Here is an 18,572-nt window from a genome sequence, read left to right as displayed (position 1 = left end):
TGAGGCTTCAGTCGAGGGCCCCGGGCGGGGCGACGCTTGTGTCCGGCACGAAGAAGTCCGGCGCAAGCGGAACGCCTGCTGTGACGCGGTATTTTGAAAAGTCCGTGACGCCTTCCTCGGCGAGAACCGTGTCGTCGATGAGGAAATGCCCGGTGAAGCTCTTGGCCTCCCGCAGGAACACGGCGTGCGCGGCATCCGCCACGATCTCGGGCCGGCGGCTCGCCTGCATCAGCGCGTCGCCGCCGAGCAGGTTCTGGATCGCCGCCGTGGCGATGGTGGTGCGCGGCCACAGGGCGTTGACGGCGATGCCCCGGCCCCGGAGTTCCCCGGCGAGCCCGAGCACGCAGAGCGACATGCCGAACTTGGCCATCGAGTAGGCCAGATGCGGCGCGAACCATTTCTCCGCCATGTCGAGCGGCGGCGAGAGCATCAGGATGTGCGGGTTCTCCGCCCGCTCCAGATGCGGAATCGCGTATTTGCTGACCATGTAGGTGCCGCGCGTATTGATCTGATGCATCAGGTCGAAGCGCTTCATCTCGGTCTTGGGCGTGTTCGACAGCGAGATCGCGCTCGCGTTGTTGACCACGATGTCGATCCCGCCGAATTGTTGTGCGGTTTCATTCAGCGCCGTCTTCACCGCCTCCTCGTCACGGACATCGACGGTGAGCGGCAGCGCCCGGCCCCCGGCCTGCTCGATGGCTTCGGCCGCCGTGAAGATCGTGCCTTCGAGCTTCGGATGCGCCTCGGCGGTCTTGGCCGCGATCGCGACGTTGGCGCCGTCGCGGGCGGCGCGCAGGCCGATGGCGAGGCCGATGCCGCGCGAGGCGCCGGTGATGAACAGCGTTTTCCCGGCCAGGCTCATGGCATCTCCTCTGCGATCCGGAAGCGCTCCGGCTGGCGGCCGTCGGCGTCGGTGAAGCCGTAGGCGCGGGCGAGATCCCCGACATGGACCGTCCGCCCCGCCCGGTCCAGCACGGAGGGGTCGGCGGCGAGCGCCGCGAGCGCCCGGCCGGCATAGAGCGGGCTCTCGGTGGCCAGCGCCTCCTGCCCGAGATCGCGCACCCGCTCGGTGGCGACGAAGCCCGGCGACAGGCTGAGCGCGCAGACGCCGTGGGGGCGCAGTTCGGCGGCGCAGGCGAAGGCGAGCCGGTTCGTCGCCGCCTTGGCGAGGTCGTAGTAGAAATCGCCCAAAAACCCCTCCTCGGTGCCGAAGGAGACGAAGGCGATCAGGCCGGCGCGCGCGGCGACCATGGCGGGCGCCACGGCGCGCGCCAGCAGCAATCCCGGATAGGGCCCCGTGCCGAGGAACTGCGAGAACGGCTCGGCCGAGCGGCGCCAGAACGGCGTGCCCCAGGCGGCGCCGTCGGGGTAGCGCTCGCCGTCATAGCCCTCGTTGCCGCCCCAGACGCTGGAGGCCGCGACATCGATCCGCCCGAACCGGCGCAAGCACCAGTGCACGAGTTCGTCCACCGCCCGCTCGCTTGTGTGGTCGCACAGGTAATGGTGCCCCTCGCCGCCCGCCGCATCGACGGCGCGGGCGGTGTCCTCGATCGCCTCGGCCCGCGTCTCGGTGCGCCGCCCGGTCTCGGAGGAGCGCGCGGTGACGATCACCGTCGCCCCCGCCTCCCCCAACCCGCGGGCGAGCCCGCGCCCGACCCCGCGCGAGGCCCCGGCCACGAGGCAGACCTTTCCCCGCAGATCCGGCGGCACGCTCATGCCTTGCCGGCGAGGAAGCGGGCGAGCCGACCTTGCGTCTCCGGATCGCGCAGGCCCGCCTCGAAGGCCTGTGCCTCGGCCTCGATCGCCGCCTCGACCGCCGCCGCGTCGCCGCGCATCAGCGCGCGGGTCGCCTGCACCGCCCGGCGCGGCAGGGTGGCCAGCCGCGCGGCTTGGGCCAGCGCGTGCGCCTCCAGCGCCTCGGAGGGCAGTTCGGCGTTGGCGAGCCCGAGCGCGACCGCCGCCGCGCCGTCGAACGGCTCGCCGAGCAGCAGCAGCGCCGAGGCGCGGGCGAGCCCGATCCGCCGCGGCAGCAGGTGGCTGGCGGCGGCCTCCGGCACCACGCCGAGTTCCACGAACGGCATGCGGAAGCGCGCCTGCGGCCCGACATAGACGAGGTCGCAATGCAGCGTCAGCGTCGTGCCGACGCCGATGGCGAGCCCGTCCACCGCCGCGACCATCGGCGTGCGGGTGCGGGCGAGCTGCCGGATGAAGCGCAGCGCCGGCATCTCGGAAAACGACGCGCGCGGCGCCGTGCCGGCGGCGAAGAAATCGGCCAGATCGTTGCCGGCGGTGAAGGCGCCGGGCCCCCCGGCAAACACCACCGCCCCGATGTTTTGGGAGTCGTCGTCGGCGCCCGTCAGCGCCGCCGTGGCGGCGTCGTACATCGCCCCGGTCAGCGCGTTCTTCTTGGCCGGGCGGTTCCAGCGGATCAGGCGCACGCCCCCCGAAACATCCTCGATGGTGATGGCTTCGCTCATCCGCCCTCGCCCCCCGCGCCGATCCCGAGCGCCGTCTGCGCCCCGACGGCATCGGCCCCCTGCCCCACCCTTCTTCCCGCGGCGACGCTTTGTCGAGGGGCCATCGCCGCGGTTCGGGCGCGCGCCCGCGGGCGGGGTCACGGCCCCGCGCCCCGGACGGAGGCCGGCGGGGACGGGCGGCCCGAGGCGCCGTTCGCGCGGCCGGCCGGGTCGATCCGCGCGCAGGCCCCGAACCAAAGCTCGCCGCGCCGGCCCCGACGCCCCGGCTTGCGGGGCGCTCCCGGTGTCGCACCCGCGCAACGGGGCGGTCCGCGTCCCGGATGTCGGGCGATGGGGTCACGCGACGCTCTCACGATCCGCGCCGGTCTCGCCAACGCGATCCAGCCGGGACAGACCACGACGCCGTCCAAGGCGCTCGGCCTGCCGGTGACGGCGGCCCTCCTGACCCCGCCGGTCGGCACCGCCGCCGGGCTCGCGGGCGGCCTCGCCCTGGGCAAACGCGAACGCCCCACCGGCCCGCCGCTCGGGCCGGTGCCGTGGTGGGCGTGGCTCGGCGGTTTTTTGCGTGTTCTGCTGATCCTGGCCCAACTCTACGCTTCCCCCGCTATCGGCGCGGCGCGTTTTTTGGGCATCATCGTCACCGTGGGCGTGCTCGACCACTTTGGCTGGATCGGGTTTCAAGTGCACCCGGCGAACGTTTGGCGCGTTGCCGGGGCGGTGTTGATGGTGATTGGAGTGGGGGTGGTGACGGTGTTTTAGAGCATCACGTCGTATTGAAATTGGAAGTAATAATCAAATATAAAAATTTATATTAAACACGTAAAGTAAATTACCTAGTTATATTTTATGAACTGCATCTATTCCTTAGGGCCTTACCTATCCGCATGCTTCACTGACCCGGCACGAGCACGAAGCAAAAATCAGAAAGCACGTTGCACGATGTGGGATGAAGGGGTAGGCACGACGCACCGTACGAGGGAGCACGATGATGGCCGACGCAGAGATGTTCGACAAAATCAAGAAGGCAATCGATACCTCGCCCAGAAACGCCTATACCGCCGAGCTACATTTGCAGATAATAAAGTACGCTGATCATCTGGACGGCGTGAGCGGCAAAGAGTTCTGCGATCTTCTCTCTCTTCCGGCGTCGTATTCAACTGAATATACAAAGATGATCAAGATAGCTCCGCGGTTACGGAAGGCGGGGCTCGATCCTGAGCACATTTGACCTCCTGCGGGCCGGCTCCAAAAAAGAAGTCCGGCGCTAGGCCGGACTAGATTTAACCGTACGGACTTTTTGAACGCCACGGAGGCGGCGGTTGAGGCTGTGGAGCCTCCTCATAGTCGTCGTCATCCGGAGGGGGCGGTGGCGGTGGCAATGATCCGAGGATGTCCTCGTGCTCATCGTCAGCGTCGCGCATAATCCGCGCGTCTCGCACATCGTCAGGGCTTTGGCCCTCGTCGTCTGCGCCGTCATCCTCGTTACGGATGGTCCAGCCGGCCCGGCCATTCGCTTTGAAGATGCCGGAACTCGACAGCATTGCGCTCAGATTGTTCACGGGGTTTTCGCCCCGGATCGGGATACCAAGTTCGGCAATGTGATCATAAATCTCTGCCGTGGGGACTGGCCCAACACGGTTCGCAACAAGCATGCGTGCGGCTCCGATGGCCTGTAACCGCTCTGGCGACGCTTTGCGCAACGGTGGCTTTGAAGCAGGACGAGGGGCATCGGCATTTCTCGCCACGTTTGGCGCATTGCCGTGTGAAGCATCATCCCCACGCTCGCGATACAACTCCCGTAGGCGCTCGATTTCTCGAAGCCGTACGAACCGCATATCCTGGCTGAGTTGCTCTCGGAGGGCAGCCATTTCCGCCTCTAGCGCAGCAACGAACTGGGCGCTCACATCGTCCTCCCACGGTTGGGGCAGAACGAAAGTAGCACGCTCCCACGAATGGCGCCATGGCGCCTTGTGTAATGAACTGCGATCTGCTCTATATGATTTGTGGACGCCCAAACGCGTTTCGACCCGGCAAGCCCTGGCAGGGGCCAACCGGGTCGAAATTTGGGTCCCGCCCGTTGGGTCACATCCTCGGGGCGGGGAGGCGAAGTGTGCGCTTCGCATGTTTAGAAGTTAGCGCACTTCGTCCTCGGCTACAAGGATGTCTCCGCATAGGAGACGCCCATGGCCGCGAGAGCGTGTCATCGGGTCAATGCGTACACGCGCATCCGGAACGGCCGGGTGGAGCACGTGTGTGCGCATTGGCGGTGCTGCTGGTAAGCAGCTGCTTTTAGCCGTCCGACTTAGGCTTGCGATTGCGGCCTAAGGCAGACTCATCACGTTGGCTACGTGCTGGCCGTCGGGGGGCACCATCCTCCGGCGGCCATTTTTGTTTAGCATGATCGACGCTATCCACAACCTCTTGTGGACGCATCGCAAGGAAGCGTTCCAGCGCCTCCCAAAGGCATGTCGAGCCCGAACGGGTTCACCGTCTTGTGGTCCTCGTCGGTCCCGCGATGAGTGCCCTGTATCGCAGCCGCCCCTCCATGCCGGGGGAGACCGCATTCATGCGATCCGTCACGGTGAGCCAGCGGTAGTTGAAACGCTAAGTCATCCCCGTAGCTTACCGGCTTAGGTTCTTCGGCGCCACCCAATGGTGGATGCCGATGATTTGCCGCGTGAGGATCGCCCGCACCGACTCGATTGAATTCTTGTGAAGGCGGTAGGACCGCAAGGGCGGTCCCCTGCAATGAGAAAACCTCAAGCCCCCAGACTGCGTGGGTCAAGCAAGTATATGGACCCGTTTGTTGCAGAAGTCCTTTACCGATAATGGGATTTCGTAGCTGCAAGGTTCGACGTGGGACACACCGGTAAATAAGATAAAATTCCTTGACACATTGGACTAAAAATCCTACAACCTCCCCCACTCGCCTCCCGGACCAACCGGGGGAGCTTTTCCGGTGACCGGCCGGCGAGGCTCGTTGGGAGGTGGGGCGGTTCCCGCGTCGGTGGCCCGGTCGCCATCGCCTCGGGCGCTGTGCGCGACACAACGCCAACTCGGGATGGGGCCATAGGCCGGTCTCGGGTCGGCGCCCAGGAACAACCGGAGCCGGGCCCAATACGAGGTCCGGTGCGGACGAGTCCGCCCATAGCCGTCTGCCGAGGTTCCCTCTCCCCTCGCGGGGAGGCGGGCCGAGGGTCCCACAGCGCCTAGATCCGGGGTCGATGCCGGTGGAGAGACCGTGACGCCAAAACGGAGGGACGGCTTCTCGTGATAAGGAAGCGGCCCCTCCGCGGGACGCCGGGAGACCGGCAAAGTCTTACATAACCATCCGGAGGTTTCGCGGCGTCCCGCGTCCCCCTCGGGGTTTGTGCTCGATGCGTACCCGCCGGCCGATCGGCCAGCCGTCCCTGGGGCGCCGCCCGCGCCGCCGGGGCTCTCGTGCTTGGGCGGGCGCCCGTGCGGGGCCGAGGGGCGTTCGGCGCGCGGGGCCCTGCGTTCTATTGCGTGTTTTGCCCGGCCCGCTGAAACTGAGGGCTGCGCCGGCGACTTCGAATTTAATCCATATTTAGTTCGGGAAAGTCATCATGCCTCACCGGACCGATCCGGTTGGGGGCACGACGGGCGATGAATCTGAAGGTATCGTACGCGCTGAGGGGTGTGATTGGACTCCTTGCGCTCGCCATCCTCGCGCAGGGGATCGTGGGGGCGATGCAGCTGCGCGCGGTGAACGCCAACGTCGTCGATCTCTCGAGCAACTGGCTGCCCAGCGTCCGCGAACTCGGCGAGCTGAAGTACCGGATCACGCGCCTGCGGCTCGTCGATGCCCGCTTCGTGACCGCCGTCGAGCCGACCGAGACGCTGGTCCCGATCTCCGAGCGCCGGCTTCAGGACGCCGAGGCGGTCGTCAAGCGCTACGAGCCGCTGATCGCGAGCCCGGAAGAGCGCGCGCTGTGGGACGGGTATCGGCGGCACTGGGCCGAGTATCTCGGCTTCCGCGCCAAGCTCATCGCCGCCGCGCGGGACAAGGACCAGGCGGGGCTGAGCGCGCTGTTCCAGACCTCGCGCAAGCCCTACGAGAGCGCCCTGGACCTGCTCGACCAGGACAGCGCCCTCAACACCAAGGGGGCGGACGACGTGCGGGCCGCGGCGGACGAGACCTACGGACACGCCCTCTGGCTGAATGCCGGGCTGTGCGCCTTCGCGCTCGTCCTCAGCGTCGTCGGCGTCCTCTACGTGCTCCTCGGCGTGACGCGCCCGATCGACGGCCTGATCGGGCGCATGCGCGCCCTCGCCGGCGGCGACGTGGAGGGCGGGGTTCCGCATCTGGCGCGCACCAACGAGATCGGCGCGATCGCCCGCGCCGTCGAGGTCTCGCGCGACAACCTGATCCGGACCCGCCGGCTCGAGGAGGAGGCCGCCTTCGCCCGCGCCTCGGCCGAGGAACAGCGCCGCGCCGGCATGCTGCAGCTCGCCGACCGCTTCGAGGCCGCCGTCGGCGGTATCGTCGGCGCGGTCTCGTCCTCGGCGACCGAGCTTCAGGCGACCGCCCAGCAGATGACGTCGAGCGCGTCCCACACCGCCGGCCAGTCCATCGCCGTGGCCGCCGCGGCCGAGGAGGCCGCCTCCAACGTCGATGCGGTCGCCGCCGCGGCGGAAGAACTCGGCACCTCCGTCGAGGAGATCGGCCGCCAGGTGCGCGGCTCGGCCGAACTGGCCCAGGGCGCCGTCGGCGAGGCCAACCAGACCGCCCGCCTTGTGCAGGCGATGCGCGCCACCTCGGGCCGGATCGGCGACATGCTCGGGCTGATCTCGAGCATCGCCGGGCAGACCAACCTGCTCGCCCTCAACGCCACCATCGAGGCGGCGCGCGCCGGGGATGCGGGGCGGGGCTTCGCCGTCGTCGCGGCGGAAGTGAAGGAACTCGCCAACCAGACGGCGCGGGTCACCGAGCAGATCGCCGGGCAGATCAGCGAGATCCAGGGCGTGACCGATCAGGCCGTCGCGGCGATCGACGCGATCTCCGGCCGCATCCGCGAGATCGACACGACGGCGGCCCACCTCGCGGTCTCGGTGCAGCAGCAGGGGCTGGCGACCCGGGAGATCGTGCGCAACGTGGCCCAGGCGGCCAGCGGCGCGGGCGAGGTGACGAGCAACATCTCGGGCGTGGCGCAGGCCTCGGAGGAGACCGGGGCCGCGGCGAGCCAGGTTCTGGTCTCGGCCTCGGAGCTCTCGCGCCAGTCCGAGCATCTCACGGCGGAGATGAGCCGCTTCCTCGCCACCGTGCGCGCGGCCTGAGCGCCGCCGCGCCCCTGCCCCCGCCCCTGCCGGGCGGGAGCGTCCGCCTCAGGCGACGCCGGTGCGCAGCAGGTCGTGGTAGTGCACGAGGCCGACGGGGCGGCCCTGGTCCACCACCACGAGCGCGGTGATCTTCATCGCCTCCTGGATCTGCAGCGCCTTGGCGAGCAGGGTCTCGGGCGTGATCGTGCGGGGGTTCTTCGTCATCACCGCCTCGACCGGCAGGCGGTCCAGCCCCTCGCGGGAGAAGACGGCGCGGCGCACGTCGCCGTCGGTGAGGATGCCGGCGAGCGCGCCCGCCGCATCGACCACGAGGACCGAGCCGAACCCCTTGGCGTCGATCTCGGCCACGGCGGCCCGCATCGCGGTGCCGAGGGTCACCACGGGCAGATGCGCCCCGCCATGCATGACCTCGCGCACCTGCCGCAGCGAGGCGCCGAGCCGGCCGCCGGGATGGAACACGGAGAAGTCGCGGGCGGAGAAGCCGCGCGCCTCCAGCAACGCCACGGCAAGCGCGTCGCCGAGCGCGAGCTGCATCGCCGTCGAGGTGGTCGGCGCCAGCCCGTTCGGGCAGGCCTCCTTGGCCTTCGGGAGCGCGAGGCAGGTATCGGCCTCGCGCCCCAGCGTCGAGGCGGCGTTGGCGGTGATCGCCACGAGGCCGACGCGGTAGCGCCGGGTGTAGCCGATGATGTCGGCCAGCTCCGTGGTCTCGCCCGACCAGGAGAGCGCCAGCACCACGTCGTCGGGCTGGATCATGCCGAGATCGCCGTGGCTCGCCTCGGCCGGGTGGACGTAGAGCGACGGCGTGCCGGTGGAGGCGAAGGTCGCCGCGATCTTGCGGGCGACGTGGCCGGACTTGCCCATGCCGGTGCAGATCACCCGGCCGCGCGCCGCGCCGATCCGCTCGACGGCCTGGGCGAAGGGCTCGCCGAGGCCGTTATCGATCGCGGCCATCAGGCAGGCCAGGCCCTCGCGCTCGGTCTCGATGGTGCGCAGGGCCGAGGCGATGGCGGGCGCCCGCGCCGCCCCATCCGTCCGGTTCCGGTCCTCGATCCGCTGTGCCAGGGCCATGAAGCTGTCGTTTCCGTCTTCGTGTCTCTCACAAAACGCCCGCTGCGCCGTCATCGCCAGAGAAGGAACGGCCAGAGATCGGGAGTTTCGTGAGGCTCTCTTAAGCCCGGCGCCGGGCCCTCGCGATTCCTGATCCGCCCTCTTCACCCGCGACTGTGGCCGCATGGGGGCTGTGCGGCGCCTGCTCACGGCGGGACAGGGCGAGCGGGCGCCCCGCAACGGTGCGTTAACCATGCCCGGTGTAGCTCCGTTAACCATGGGGCGCCGGCCGGACACGGAACGCCGCCCCGTCCACGGGCCGCCGGCCGTATCCAGGGCCCATCTTCTGGGAAAGAGCGCTGCCGGTGTCACGCGAGCGGCCGAACGGGGACAAGCGAGGGGGGCGCCGCGGGGCGCTCGCTCTGGCGCTGCTCCCCGCCCTGCTCGGGGGCCCCGCGCTGGCGCAGGAGACGCCCAACCCGTCGCCGGCGGAGCCCGCCCGGAGCACGGCGTCGAACGCGCTCTCGCGCACCGCCTCCGAGCCGACGACCGCGGGCCGCCCGCGCCGCTCCGCCTTCGACGCGCCGACGGCGCTACGCGGCTCCGGCGCCTTCTCCGCCCCCGCCCCCCTCGGCAGCGGCACGAGCCCGAATCCGGTCCCCTCCTCCGAGGAGAGCGAGGAGCCGAGTGTGGCGCGCCTGCCGCGCTTCCGCAGCGCGACGAGCCTGCCCGGCTCCGCCGCGACGCGGGGCACCCCCGCCCGGCCCTCGATCTTGCGCCTGCGCGCGGCGCCCCCGCGCCGGCTCGGCTCGGCGACCCGCCAGATCACCCAGACGCGCACGCAGCAGACGATCACGGATCTGCGCCTCACCCCGGTGATCCAGACGCCCGTCTCCGGCGTGCCGCTGCCGGCGCCGATCCTCGGGCTCGGCCTGCCCAACGCCACCGGGCTGCTGCTCGGCACGGCGCTCCGCCAGCCGATCCCCGCCGACACCGCCTACGCACCGCTCGGCATCCGGCTCGGCACCTTCACGCTGCTGCCGGCCTTCACCCAGAGCGTCGGCTACGATTCGAACCCGGACCAGATCGGCGGCACCCGCCTGCGGCCGTCCCTGACGCTGCGCAGCGAGGCGGAGCTGGCGCTGCGCAGCGCGTGGTCGGCGAGCGAACTCACCGCCGAGATGCGCGGCAGCTACCTCGAATATCCGCAGAACCCCGAGGCGAGCCGCCCGAACGCCGTGGGCACCGCCCGGATGCGCATCGACGTCGACCGCGACACCCGGATCGATCTGGAGACCCGCTTCCTGCTCGACAGCCAGCGCATCGGCAGCCCGGATCTCGGCGCGGGCGGGGGGGCGACGACCCGGCCGCTCTTCGCCACCTACGGCGCGACCGCGGGCGTGCAGGAGAATTTCAACCGGCTGCAGCTCTCGCTGCGCGGCTCGATCGACCGCTCGGTCTTCGAGGATGCGCAGCTCGGCAACGGCACCACGATCATCCAGAGCGACCGCGACGCCAACCAGTACGGCCTGCGCCTGCGCGCCGGATACGAGATCTCGCCCGCGATCACGCCCTTCGTCGAGACCTTCCTCGACACCCGTGTCTACGACACGCCGGTGGACCAGTTCGGCCTGCGCCGCGATTCCGACGGCATCGCCTTCACCGCGGGCGCGACGGTGGCGCTCAACAGCACGCTGACGGCGGAGATCTCGGGCGGCCTGCAGCACCGCTCCTACATCGACCGCACGCTGCAGGACATCAACGCGCCGGTCATCAACGCGGCGCTCGTCTGGTCGGTCTCGCCGCTGACCACGGTGCGGTTCAACCAGCAGACGGGGGTGATCGAGACCGCGGTGCCGGGCTCCAGCGGCGCCTTCACCGACGCCGCTACGCTCGAAGTGCAGCACGACCTGCTGCGCAACCTCTCGATCACGCTGGGTGGCGCCTACCTGTCGACCAACTACGACGGCGTGCGCATCCGCGAGCGGGGTTACTCCGCCACCGCCCGGCTCGACTACCGCTTCAACCGTTGGCTCGCCTTCCGCGGCAGCTACATCTACTCGACGCTGGCCAGCACCATCCCGCTCTCGACCTACGAGGCGCACACGGTGCTGCTCGGCGTGCGAGTGAACCCGTGAGGGGAGCGCGCCTCAGAGCCGTATCCGAACGGATCGCATCAGGCCGGATAACGCGCTTCCTTTCACCGAACCGGCGTCCACTTCGTCGGAAAGCGCTCTATCGCGCCATCGAGAGCTGCGCGCCGGATTTCGAGAGCGCACCCTCCAGGCCGCCGCCGGCCTGCCGCAGGCGCGCGGTGACGGTGCCGCCGGGCTGGTAGAGGTAGACTTCGCCGTCGCGGAAATCCCAGGCCGAGACCTTAGCGAGATCCTTGTTGCCGCAACCCGCGGCCGAGGCCTTGTAGAGGTCGAGCGAGGGCGTGCTCGACAGCGACACCTTGCAGCTTCCCGCGGCATCGGTGGCGTTCCACGAGCCCACCACCGAGGAGCGGCCGGTCGCGACCACCGGCGGCGGAGCGGGCGGGGGCGGCTCGATCGCCTGCGAGGGAGCCGCGGCGACGCTCGGGGGCGGCGCCTCGCCCGGCGCGGCGGAGGCGCCCGGCGGGGGCGCGAGCGGCTCGCTCGTCACCGTGCCGGCGGGCAGAGCGGGCGTGGCGGGTTCGAGCGCTGCCTGGGGCCGCGGACGCTCGCGGGGCCCCTCGAAGCGATTGGAGGCGCAGGCGCCGACGCTCGCGGCCAGCGCGAGACAGGCGGCTTTCGACAGGAACCCACGCGTCATCAAAGACCCCTCACCCCAAACACGCAACGGTCGCGCTTGCCCTCAGGGCCAAATGCGCTTGCGGCAAGGCAGGCTGCACGCCGGGCCGGGGAAAAGCCGTACACGTCCAGGTTTTTGCGCTGGTGTGGCGGCCCTGCCTCAGTCGATCAGCACCGCCCGTGGGGGCGAAACGGCGAGAGCCGCTCCAGGGTGGGGCGCGGCTCTCGAATGTCGTCTCGAAGGGTGTCCTGCGGCGAAGAGATCAGACCTCGCGCTCGACCATCATCTTCTTGATCTCGGCGATCGCCTTGGCCGGATTGAGGTTCTTCGGGCAGGTGTTGGCGCAGTTCATGATCGTGTGGCAGCGGTAGAGCCGGAACGGGTCGTGCAGCCCGTCGAGGCGCTCGCCGGTGTTCTCGTCGCGGCTGTCGATCAGCCAGCGATAGGCCTGAAGCAGGGCGGCCGGACCGAGGAACTTGTCGCCGTTCCACCAGTAGCTCGGGCAGCTCGTGGTGCAGCAGGCGCACAGGATGCACTCGTAGAGGCCGTCGAGCCGGGCGCGGTCCTCGGGCGTCTGCTTCCACTCCTTCTCGGGCGCGGGCGTCTCGGTCTGGAGCCAGGGCTCGATCGACGCGTGCTGTGCGTAGAAGTTGGTCAGATCCGGCACGAGGTCCTTCAGGACCGGCATGTGCGGCAGCGGGTAGATCCGCACCGCCCCGTCCTTGTCCTTGCGGGTCAGGAACGGCAGGGCGTTGTCGGGGGTCTTGCACTCGTCGATGCCCATGGTGCAGGCGAGCGCGTTCTGCCCCTCGATGTTCATGGCGCAGGAGCCGCAGATGCCCTCGCGGCAGGAGCGGCGGAAGACCAGCGTCGGATCGACCTTGTTCTTGATCCAGAGCAGGGCGTCGAGGACCATCGGCCCGCAATCGTCGCGATCGACCTTGTAGGTGTCGATGCGCGGATTCTTCCCGTCATCCGGGTTCCAGCGGTAGATCCGGAACGTCTGGAGGTTCTTGGCGCCGTCCGGCGCCGGCCAGGTCCGGCCTTCGGTGACCTGGGAGTTCTTGGGAAGATTGAACTGGGCCATGTCCTGTGCCTTGTCCCTGTGCCTTTGGGTGCGGCGGCCTTGCGGCGCGCTCCGAGTTTCGAAGATCCTATTGCCGGTCGAGCCAGCCGGTCATGAACCGCTCGGCCTCCGCCTTCGGAGGTTGCTTCGCGGCCGGGCCGGACAGGCGGAACTTCACGAATTGGCCGCGCAGACCGGTGAGGCAGAGCAGGCTCTCGGTGGGGCCGAGGGCCGGGTGATCGATGGTGAAGGCGCGGCAGGTGAGCCGGGCGCCCGCTTCCCCCGGCAGGCGCACCGCGCCGCGATCCTCGCTGCCGTGGTAGATGCCCTGCGCCACCGCGGTCCTGACGTCGCCGGCCGCCTGCGCGAGCTGTCCGGCGACAACAGGCGAGGAGGCTCCGTCGGGGATGTTCGCCACACCGGCATCGTAGACGTAGATGTCCGCCTTCCAGCGCCCGTTCGTGTAGACGACGGAGTAGCCGAGTCCCGGCGCACGGGCCTCGTAATCCGTGCGGGGGCCGCGACTGAAGCCGGTGACCTCGGCCGGAAAGTCGAAGTCCGGTCCCCGCGCCGCTGCCGATACGATCAGCAGCAGCCCCGCCGCGGCGGACAGGACGGCACGCACGAGGCGACGCGAGGCCGGAATCATCGTCCCCGCCCCTCCCCTCTCGACCGACTGCGCGGCGGGCTGCATCAGTAAACCCGCGCCTTCGGCTCGATGTACTGGATGTCGTTCGACATCGTGTAGGTGTGGACCGGGCGGTAATCGATCTCGACGCCGTGCTTGGATTGGTCGAGCCACGCGAGCGTGTGCTTCATCCACTCCTTGTCGTCGCGGTCGGGGAAGTCCTCGCGGGCATGCGCGCCGCGGCTTTCCTTGCGGTTGACCGCCGATTCCATGGTCACGACCGCCTGACCGATCAGGTTGTCGAATTCCAGGGTCTCGAGCAGGTCGGTGTTCCAAACGAGCGAACGGTCGGTGATGGCGATGTCGGAGACGCCGCGCCAGACCTCGTGGATCAGGCCCTTGCCCTCCTCCAGCACCTCGCCGGTGCGGAAGACGGCGCAGTTGTTCTGCATCGTCCGCTGCATCCGGTCGCGCAGCTGCGCGGTCGGGGTGCCGCCGTCGGCATAGCGGAAGCGGTCGAGGCGCGTGAGCGCCTTGTCGGCCGAGCCCTTTGGCAGTTCCGGCTGGCGGGCATCGGGCTCGACGATGTCGGCGCAGCGCAGACCCGCGGCGCGGCCGAACACCACGAGGTCGATCAGCGAGTTCGAGCCGAGGCGGTTGGCCCCGTGCACCGAGACGCAGGCCGCCTCGCCGAGCGCCATCAGGCCCGGCACCACCGTGTCGGGGTTGCCGTTCTTGAGGGTCAGCACCTCGCCGTGGAAGTTGGTCGGGATGCCGCCCATGTTGTAGTGGACCGTCGGCAGAACCGGGATCGGCTCCTTGGTCACGTCTACGCCCGCGAAGATCTTTGCGCTCTCCGAGATGCCGGGCAGGCGCTCGTGCAGGATCTTCGGGTCGAGATGGTCGAGGTGCAGGAAGATGTGGTCCTTATCCTTGCCCACGCCGCGGCCGTCGCGGATCTCCATGGTCATCGAGCGGGAGACCACGTCGCGGGAGGCGAGGTCCTTGGCCGAGGGGGCGTAGCGCTCCATGAAGCGCTCGCCCTCGGAGTTGGTGAGGTAGCCGCCCTCGCCGCGCGCGCCTTCCGTGATGAGGCAGCCGGCGCCGTAGATGCCGGTCGGGTGGAACTGCACGAACTCCATGTCCTGCAGCGGCAGGCCGGCGCGCAGCACCATGGCATTGCCGTCACCGGTGCAGGTATGGGCCGAGGTTGCCGAGAAGTAGGCGCGGCCGTAGCCGCCGGTGGCGAGGATGGTCTGCTGGGCGCGGAAGCGGTGGATCTCGCCGGTCGCCTGGTCGATGGCGATGACGCCGCGGCAGCGCCCGTCCTCGTCCATGATCAGGTCGAGTGCGAAATACTCGATGAAGAACTGGGTCTTGTTCTTCACCGCCTGCCCGTAGAGCGTGTGGAGCATGGCGTGGCCGGTGCGGTCGGCCGCGGCACAGGTGCGCTGCGCGGTGCCCTTGCCGTAATCGGTGGTCATGCCGCCGAACGGGCGCTGGTAGATCTTGCCCTCGTCCGTGCGGGAGAACGGCACGCCCCAGTGCTCCAGCTCGTAGACCGCTGCGGGGGCGTTCCTCACGAGGTACTCGATCGCGTCCTGATCGCCGAGCCAGTCCGACCCCTTCACGGTGTCGTACATGTGCCAGCGCCAGTCGTCCGGCCCCATATTGCCGAGCGAGGCGGAGATGCCGCCCTGCGCCGCCACCGTGTGCGAGCGGGTGGGGAACACCTTGGTGATGCAGGCGGTGCGCAGGCCGGCCTGGGAGCAGCCGACCGTGGCGCGCAGGCCCGCGCCGCCGGCGCCGACGATCACCACGTCGAAGGTGTGGTCGATGATGGCGTAGGCGGGCGCGCCGCCGTTCGTTCCGTTGGAGGCCATGGCGTGAATCCTTGGTTCCGTGACGACGATCAGGCGAGGCCGCCCAGGCTCACGCGGAGGATCGCGTAGAGGCAGGCGGCGGCCACCGCGACCGCGTAGAAGGTGTTGGCGATGAGCGCCGCGAACTTGAGGCCGTGGCTGTGGACGTAGTCTTCGATCACCGTCTGCATGCCGAGACGCATGTGGATCGTCACCGACACCACGGCCAGGATCAGGATGATCGCGACCAGCGGGTGCGACACCAGCGCGACCGCCTGCGGATAGGTCCGCCCGGCCATCAGCGCGATGATGACGACGAAGGCGAGCATCAAGAGCGCGTTCGAGGCGCCGGTCAGGCGCTGCAGCCAGAAATGGCCGGCGCCATGGCCCGAGGCGCCGAGGCCCTTCACCCGGGCGCGCGGCGTGCGCATGGAGAGCGCGGTGTTCTGGCGGTTGTCGACCTGGGACATGGGAAGCCTCAGCGCACGAGCAGGGCGATCGCCCAGATCACGATGGTCAGGGTGACGGAGCCGATCAGCGTGGCGCGGGCGAGCCCCAGACGACGGTCGCGGTCGAAGCCGTAGCCCGCGTCCCAGATGAAGTGGCGGAGGCCGCCGAGCATGTGGTGCAGCAGCACCCAGGTATAGGCGAACAGGATGGCGCGCCCGGCCCACGAACCGAAGAACCATGCCACCGTGTCGTAGGCGCGCGGACCGGAGGCGAGCGCCACCAGCCACACCGCGACGAGGAAGGTGCCGCCGTAGAGCGCCGTGCCGGTGATGCGGTGGAACACCGACATCGCCATGGTCCAGGTCCAGCGGTAGATCTGGAGATGGGGCGAGAGCGGCTGGGCGACCGTAGGTCTGACGGTAGGGTTCATCGCGGCTCACGATCCTCGCGTCGAAGACTGGATAAATTCCAGGGAAGGGTTAGGGCGCTCGGCTCTGGCCGGCAATGCCGGTGCTGCGGTGCAGCATTGGTCAAGCTGACGATCGCGCGGATCTGTCTCATGTCAGTCTCCCGGTCAGCCTGAACCAAAAATAGGCAAGCGGGATCGCGACGATGAGCGAGGCGACGCCCGTGGCGAGCGTGAGTTTGGTCGCGTCGGCCAGAGACAGGCGGCCGAGATCCATCGTCATGATGATGGGCGGCGCCTGATAGGGCAGGAACAGCGTCGAGTAGCCGACCACCTGCACCATCAGCACGCTCATCAGGTCGAAGCCGCTGGCGCGCGAGAACTCCTCCGCCAGCGCGGTGTAGAGGGCGGGCGCGCCGTTGGCGGTGGCGGTGAACAGGAAGCCGATCGACAGGCCGGTCAGGGTCGCGAAATTCTTGGCGGGCGCGCCCGGCTCCAGCGGGGCGACCGAGAGGAGCGCGTGGCCGAGATCGGTCCCGAGCCCGGTCTCGTTGACCACCGCCGTCAGCCCGAACAGGGCGGCGACGTAGAAGCAGGTCCGCAACGGGATCTCACCGAAGCTCTGGGACGACAGGACGCCGGTGCCCGGCAACAGGCAGATCACCGCGGCCGCGAGCCCGATCCAGGCCGGGGGGATGCCGTGCCAGCCGTCGCTGAGCCAAAGCGCCAGCATCACCGCGAGGATCACCGAGAGGCGCCGCTCTTCGGCCGATAACGGGGGCAGCGGCGGCAGTTCGGGCCGTTTCCCGTCGAGGCGATCGGGAAAGATCAGGATCGTGCAGGCGACCAGAATCGCGCCCTTGACGAGGCCGAGAACCGGAGCGTGCAGAAAGAGATACGGGAGATAGCTGAGATGGATATCAAACAGTGTGTCGGCGGTGCCGGCCATCACGAGGTTCGGCACGTTGGCGGGCAGGATCGCCGCCGAGAGCATCGGCGTGGCGATGCCGAAGGCGAGCAGCGCTCCCGTCCGGCCCGGACGCCCGGCCTCAAGCCCGAAGGCGTCGCACAGGGCGATGACCACCGGCACCATCAGGGCGATGCGCCCGAGATTGGACGGCATCACGAAGGCGAGCGCGAAGGAGAAGGCGACGAGGCCGGCGATGAACCCCGGATAGGAGGCGGGCAGCCGCGCGGCCAGCCTGCGCGCGAGCCGGTCGCCCAGTCCGGTGCGGTTCATGGCGAGCCCGACCACCATGCCGCTCGTCACCAGCCAGAAGGCGGAGGAGGCAAAGCCGGAAAACACCGTCTGCGCCGGGGCGAGCTTGAGCAGCATCGCGAGCGCGAAGAACATCAGCGCGGTGACGATCTCGGCCACGAGCCCGGTCGCCCACAGCCCCATGCACAGCACGAGCAGGCCCCCGGCCGCGACGACCGTGCCCTGTCCCCCGAAGATGCTGGCCGCCGCGGCACTCATGAGCGCGCTTCAAACGCGAATTGGAAGCGTTCGCAATTCGGCTTTCGTGGTAGGTGCCTTCGCCGTTCGCGAAGGCCGATGCCTGGCTCACGCTCTCGTGATAGGCTTCATGACCGAGCCTAGCTCCATCCCACGCGAATGCGGGGCAGAGAGCGCTCTTTCGAATTCACCCTGCCATGCGCTTCGATCTCGTCGATCTGAACCTGTTCCGCCACGTCGTCGAGGCCGGTTCCATCACCCATGGGGCCGAGCGGGCGAACCTCGCGCTCGCCGCCGCCTCGGCGCGGGTGCGGGCGATGGAGGCGTCGCTCGGCGCGGCGCTCCTGCTGCGCGGGCGCCAGGGCGTGACGGTGACGCCCGCCGGCCGCACCCTGCTGGCGCATGCCCGCGAGATCATGGGCCAGATCGAGCGGCTGCAGGGCGATCTTTCCGTGTTCGCGGGCGGCGCCGTCGGCCAGATCCGGGTCCTGTCGAACACCAACGCGCTCACCGAATTCCTGCCCGAGGCGCTCTCCGCCTACCTCGCCCTGCATACCGGCGTCAGCGTCGATATCGAGGAGCGGACATCCGACGAGATCGTCGGCATGGTGGCCGACGGGGCCGCCGATCTCGGCATCGTCGCGGGCACCGTCGATACCGGCACGCTCCAAACCTTCCCCTTCCGTCACGACCGCTTCGTGGTCGTGGTCGCCGCCGGCCACCCGCTCGCGGGGCGCCACAGCCTCGGCTTCGCAGAGGTGCTGGAGCACGACCTCGTCGGCCTCGACCGGCCGAGCGCCCTGACCCGATTCCTCGCGGCCAAGGCCTCCCGCATCGGCCGGCCGATGCGGCTGCGGGTGCAGTTGCGCAGCTTCGACGCGGTCTGCCGCCTCGTGGAATGCGGCGTCGGCCTCGGCATCGTGCCGGAGACCACCGCGCGGCGGGCCAAGCGCACGATGAGCATCGCGCCCGTTCCGCTGGAGGATCCTTGGGCGGCGCGCGACCTCAAGCTCTGCCTGCGGGATCTGGCGGGACTGCCGCCCTTCGCGCAGGATTTCGTGGCGCATCTGCGTGCGGCCGAGTCTTGATGTCGTCGGGTCGAGG

General features: G+C 69.3%; 17 protein-coding genes. 6 read left to right on the top strand and 11 right to left on the bottom strand.

Features of this window, described 5'->3' with window-relative positions:
* Window positions 1-7: 7 nt before the first annotated feature.
* From E4V01_RS18890 to E4V01_RS18880, 3 genes are read right to left on the bottom strand one after another with little or no spacing between them, the layout of a single operon-like run.
* Window positions 8-862, bottom strand: a complete 855-nt coding sequence (locus tag E4V01_RS18890) for an NAD(P)-dependent oxidoreductase (RefSeq protein WP_135299381.1) — start codon at window positions 860-862, stop codon at window positions 8-10.
* On the bottom strand, window positions 859-1,716 hold the full coding sequence (locus E4V01_RS18885) for an SDR family NAD(P)-dependent oxidoreductase (protein ID WP_193763233.1): 858 nt from the start codon (window positions 1,714-1,716) through the stop codon (window positions 859-861). The genes E4V01_RS18890 and E4V01_RS18885 overlap by 4 nt, the downstream gene beginning before the upstream one ends.
* On the bottom strand, window positions 1,713-2,477 hold the full coding sequence (locus tag E4V01_RS18880) for an enoyl-CoA hydratase-related protein (protein WP_135299380.1): 765 nt from the start codon (window positions 2,475-2,477) through the stop codon (window positions 1,713-1,715). Before E4V01_RS18880 ends, E4V01_RS18885 begins: the two co-directional genes overlap by 4 nt.
* A gap of 330 nt (window positions 2,478-2,807) precedes the next feature.
* Here E4V01_RS18880 and E4V01_RS18875 point away from each other — a divergent pair, with 330 nt between their 5' ends.
* The 4 genes from E4V01_RS18875 (at window position 2,808) to E4V01_RS18860 (ending at window position 7,775) form a co-directional block, all read left to right on the top strand.
* Window positions 2,808-3,236 (top strand): DMT family transporter, encoded by a 429-nt coding sequence (locus tag E4V01_RS18875; RefSeq protein ID WP_135299379.1) that lies wholly within the window; start codon window positions 2,808-2,810, stop codon window positions 3,234-3,236.
* A gap of 229 nt (window positions 3,237-3,465) precedes the next feature.
* Window positions 3,466-3,705 (top strand): hypothetical protein, encoded by a 240-nt coding sequence (locus tag E4V01_RS18870; RefSeq protein ID WP_210234757.1) that lies wholly within the window; start codon window positions 3,466-3,468, stop codon window positions 3,703-3,705.
* Between the two features lie 169 nt (window positions 3,706-3,874).
* On the top strand, window positions 3,875-4,153 hold the full coding sequence (locus tag E4V01_RS25515; RefSeq protein ID WP_153227052.1) for a hypothetical protein: 279 nt from the start codon (window positions 3,875-3,877) through the stop codon (window positions 4,151-4,153).
* A gap of 1,951 nt (window positions 4,154-6,104) precedes the next feature.
* Window positions 6,105-7,775, top strand: coding sequence for a methyl-accepting chemotaxis protein (locus E4V01_RS18860; protein WP_135299377.1), 1,671 nt, complete (start codon window positions 6,105-6,107; stop codon window positions 7,773-7,775).
* Window positions 7,776-7,823: 48 nt separating this feature from the next.
* Here the strand turns inward: E4V01_RS18860 and E4V01_RS18855 are convergent, their stop codons facing one another.
* Window positions 7,824-8,846 carry an SIS domain-containing protein gene (locus tag E4V01_RS18855; protein ID WP_060770924.1) on the bottom strand — a complete coding sequence of 341 codons (1,023 nt, stop codon included), beginning with the start codon at window positions 8,844-8,846 and terminating at the stop codon, window positions 7,824-7,826.
* A 344-nt stretch (window positions 8,847-9,190) separates the two neighbouring features.
* Between E4V01_RS18855 and E4V01_RS18850 the strand changes: the two genes are divergently transcribed.
* Window positions 9,191-10,963 (top strand): outer membrane beta-barrel protein, encoded by a 1,773-nt coding sequence (locus E4V01_RS18850; protein WP_135299376.1) that lies wholly within the window; start codon window positions 9,191-9,193, stop codon window positions 10,961-10,963.
* 97 nt (window positions 10,964-11,060) lie between these two features.
* Here E4V01_RS18850 and E4V01_RS18845 read toward each other — a convergent pair whose 3' ends face one another.
* The 7 genes from E4V01_RS18845 to E4V01_RS18815 form a co-directional block, all read right to left on the bottom strand.
* On the bottom strand, window positions 11,061-11,621 hold the full coding sequence (locus tag E4V01_RS18845; protein WP_135299375.1) for an AprI/Inh family metalloprotease inhibitor: 561 nt from the start codon (window positions 11,619-11,621) through the stop codon (window positions 11,061-11,063).
* A gap of 241 nt (window positions 11,622-11,862) precedes the next feature.
* The gene (locus E4V01_RS18840) at window positions 11,863-12,687 is read right to left on the bottom strand and encodes a succinate dehydrogenase iron-sulfur subunit (RefSeq protein ID WP_060770921.1); all 825 of its coding nucleotides are present in this window, start codon (window positions 12,685-12,687) and stop codon (window positions 11,863-11,865) included.
* A 67-nt stretch (window positions 12,688-12,754) separates the two neighbouring features.
* The gene (locus tag E4V01_RS18835; RefSeq protein WP_135299429.1) at window positions 12,755-13,315 is read right to left on the bottom strand and encodes a hypothetical protein; all 561 of its coding nucleotides are present in this window, start codon (window positions 13,313-13,315) and stop codon (window positions 12,755-12,757) included.
* A gap of 44 nt (window positions 13,316-13,359) precedes the next feature.
* Window positions 13,360-15,177 (bottom strand): succinate dehydrogenase flavoprotein subunit, encoded by a 1,818-nt coding sequence (gene sdhA / locus E4V01_RS18830; protein WP_060770919.1) that lies wholly within the window; start codon window positions 15,175-15,177, stop codon window positions 13,360-13,362.
* A gap of 29 nt (window positions 15,178-15,206) precedes the next feature.
* Entirely contained in the window at window positions 15,207-15,626 is a 420-nt protein-coding gene (gene sdhD / locus E4V01_RS18825; RefSeq protein ID WP_004446649.1) for a succinate dehydrogenase, hydrophobic membrane anchor protein, read from the bottom strand.
* An 8-nt stretch (window positions 15,627-15,634) separates the two neighbouring features.
* Window positions 15,635-16,036 carry a succinate dehydrogenase, cytochrome b556 subunit gene (gene sdhC / locus E4V01_RS18820; protein WP_012254823.1) on the bottom strand — a complete coding sequence of 134 codons (402 nt, stop codon included), beginning with the start codon at window positions 16,034-16,036 and terminating at the stop codon, window positions 15,635-15,637.
* Window positions 16,037-16,163: 127 nt separating this feature from the next.
* Window positions 16,164-17,489, bottom strand: a complete 1,326-nt coding sequence (locus E4V01_RS18815; RefSeq protein ID WP_135299374.1) for an SLC13 family permease — start codon at window positions 17,487-17,489, stop codon at window positions 16,164-16,166.
* A 176-nt stretch (window positions 17,490-17,665) separates the two neighbouring features.
* Between E4V01_RS18815 and E4V01_RS18810 the strand changes: the two genes are divergently transcribed.
* Window positions 17,666-18,556, top strand: a complete 891-nt coding sequence (locus E4V01_RS18810; protein ID WP_135299373.1) for a LysR substrate-binding domain-containing protein — start codon at window positions 17,666-17,668, stop codon at window positions 18,554-18,556.
* Window positions 18,557-18,572: the final 16 nt, after the last annotated feature.

This window comes from Methylorubrum sp. Q1, from assembly GCF_004683995.1.
Taxonomy (GTDB): Bacteria; Pseudomonadota; Alphaproteobacteria; order Rhizobiales; family Beijerinckiaceae; genus Methylobacterium.
Note: the sequence above shows the minus strand (reverse complement) of the source record. Positions and strands in the feature narration are given on the sequence as shown.

What these genes read in the sequence shown, in the direction of transcription:
- E4V01_RS18890 (WP_135299381.1), bottom strand. Translation starts at nt 862, where the DNA reads ATGAGCCTGGCCGGGAAAACGCTGTTCATCACCGGCGCCTCGCGCGGC.
- E4V01_RS18885 (WP_193763233.1), bottom strand. Translation starts at nt 1,716, where the DNA reads ATGAGCGTGCCGCCGGATCTGCGGGGAAAGGTCTGCCTCGTGGCCGGG.
- E4V01_RS18880 (WP_135299380.1), bottom strand. Translation starts at nt 2,477, where the DNA reads ATGAGCGAAGCCATCACCATCGAGGATGTTTCGGGGGGCGTGCGCCTG.
- E4V01_RS18875 (WP_135299379.1), top strand. Translation starts at nt 2,808, where the DNA reads ATGGGGTCACGCGACGCTCTCACGATCCGCGCCGGTCTCGCCAACGCG.
- E4V01_RS18870 (WP_210234757.1), top strand. Translation starts at nt 3,466, where the DNA reads ATGGCCGACGCAGAGATGTTCGACAAAATCAAGAAGGCAATCGATACC.
- E4V01_RS18860 (WP_135299377.1), top strand. Translation starts at nt 6,105, where the DNA reads ATGAATCTGAAGGTATCGTACGCGCTGAGGGGTGTGATTGGACTCCTT.
- E4V01_RS18855 (WP_060770924.1), bottom strand. Translation starts at nt 8,846, where the DNA reads ATGGCCCTGGCACAGCGGATCGAGGACCGGAACCGGACGGATGGGGCG.
- E4V01_RS18845 (WP_135299375.1), bottom strand. Translation starts at nt 11,621, where the DNA reads ATGACGCGTGGGTTCCTGTCGAAAGCCGCCTGTCTCGCGCTGGCCGCG.
- E4V01_RS18840 (WP_060770921.1), bottom strand. Translation starts at nt 12,687, where the DNA reads ATGGCCCAGTTCAATCTTCCCAAGAACTCCCAGGTCACCGAAGGCCGG.
- E4V01_RS18835 (WP_135299429.1), bottom strand. Translation starts at nt 13,315, where the DNA reads ATGATTCCGGCCTCGCGTCGCCTCGTGCGTGCCGTCCTGTCCGCCGCG.
- sdhA (WP_060770919.1), bottom strand. Translation starts at nt 15,177, where the DNA reads ATGGCCTCCAACGGAACGAACGGCGGCGCGCCCGCCTACGCCATCATC.
- sdhD (WP_004446649.1), bottom strand. Translation starts at nt 15,626, where the DNA reads ATGTCCCAGGTCGACAACCGCCAGAACACCGCGCTCTCCATGCGCACG.
- sdhC (WP_012254823.1), bottom strand. Translation starts at nt 16,036, where the DNA reads ATGAACCCTACCGTCAGACCTACGGTCGCCCAGCCGCTCTCGCCCCAT.
- E4V01_RS18815 (WP_135299374.1), bottom strand. Translation starts at nt 17,489, where the DNA reads ATGAGTGCCGCGGCGGCCAGCATCTTCGGGGGACAGGGCACGGTCGTC.
- E4V01_RS18810 (WP_135299373.1), top strand. Translation starts at nt 17,666, where the DNA reads ATGCGCTTCGATCTCGTCGATCTGAACCTGTTCCGCCACGTCGTCGAG.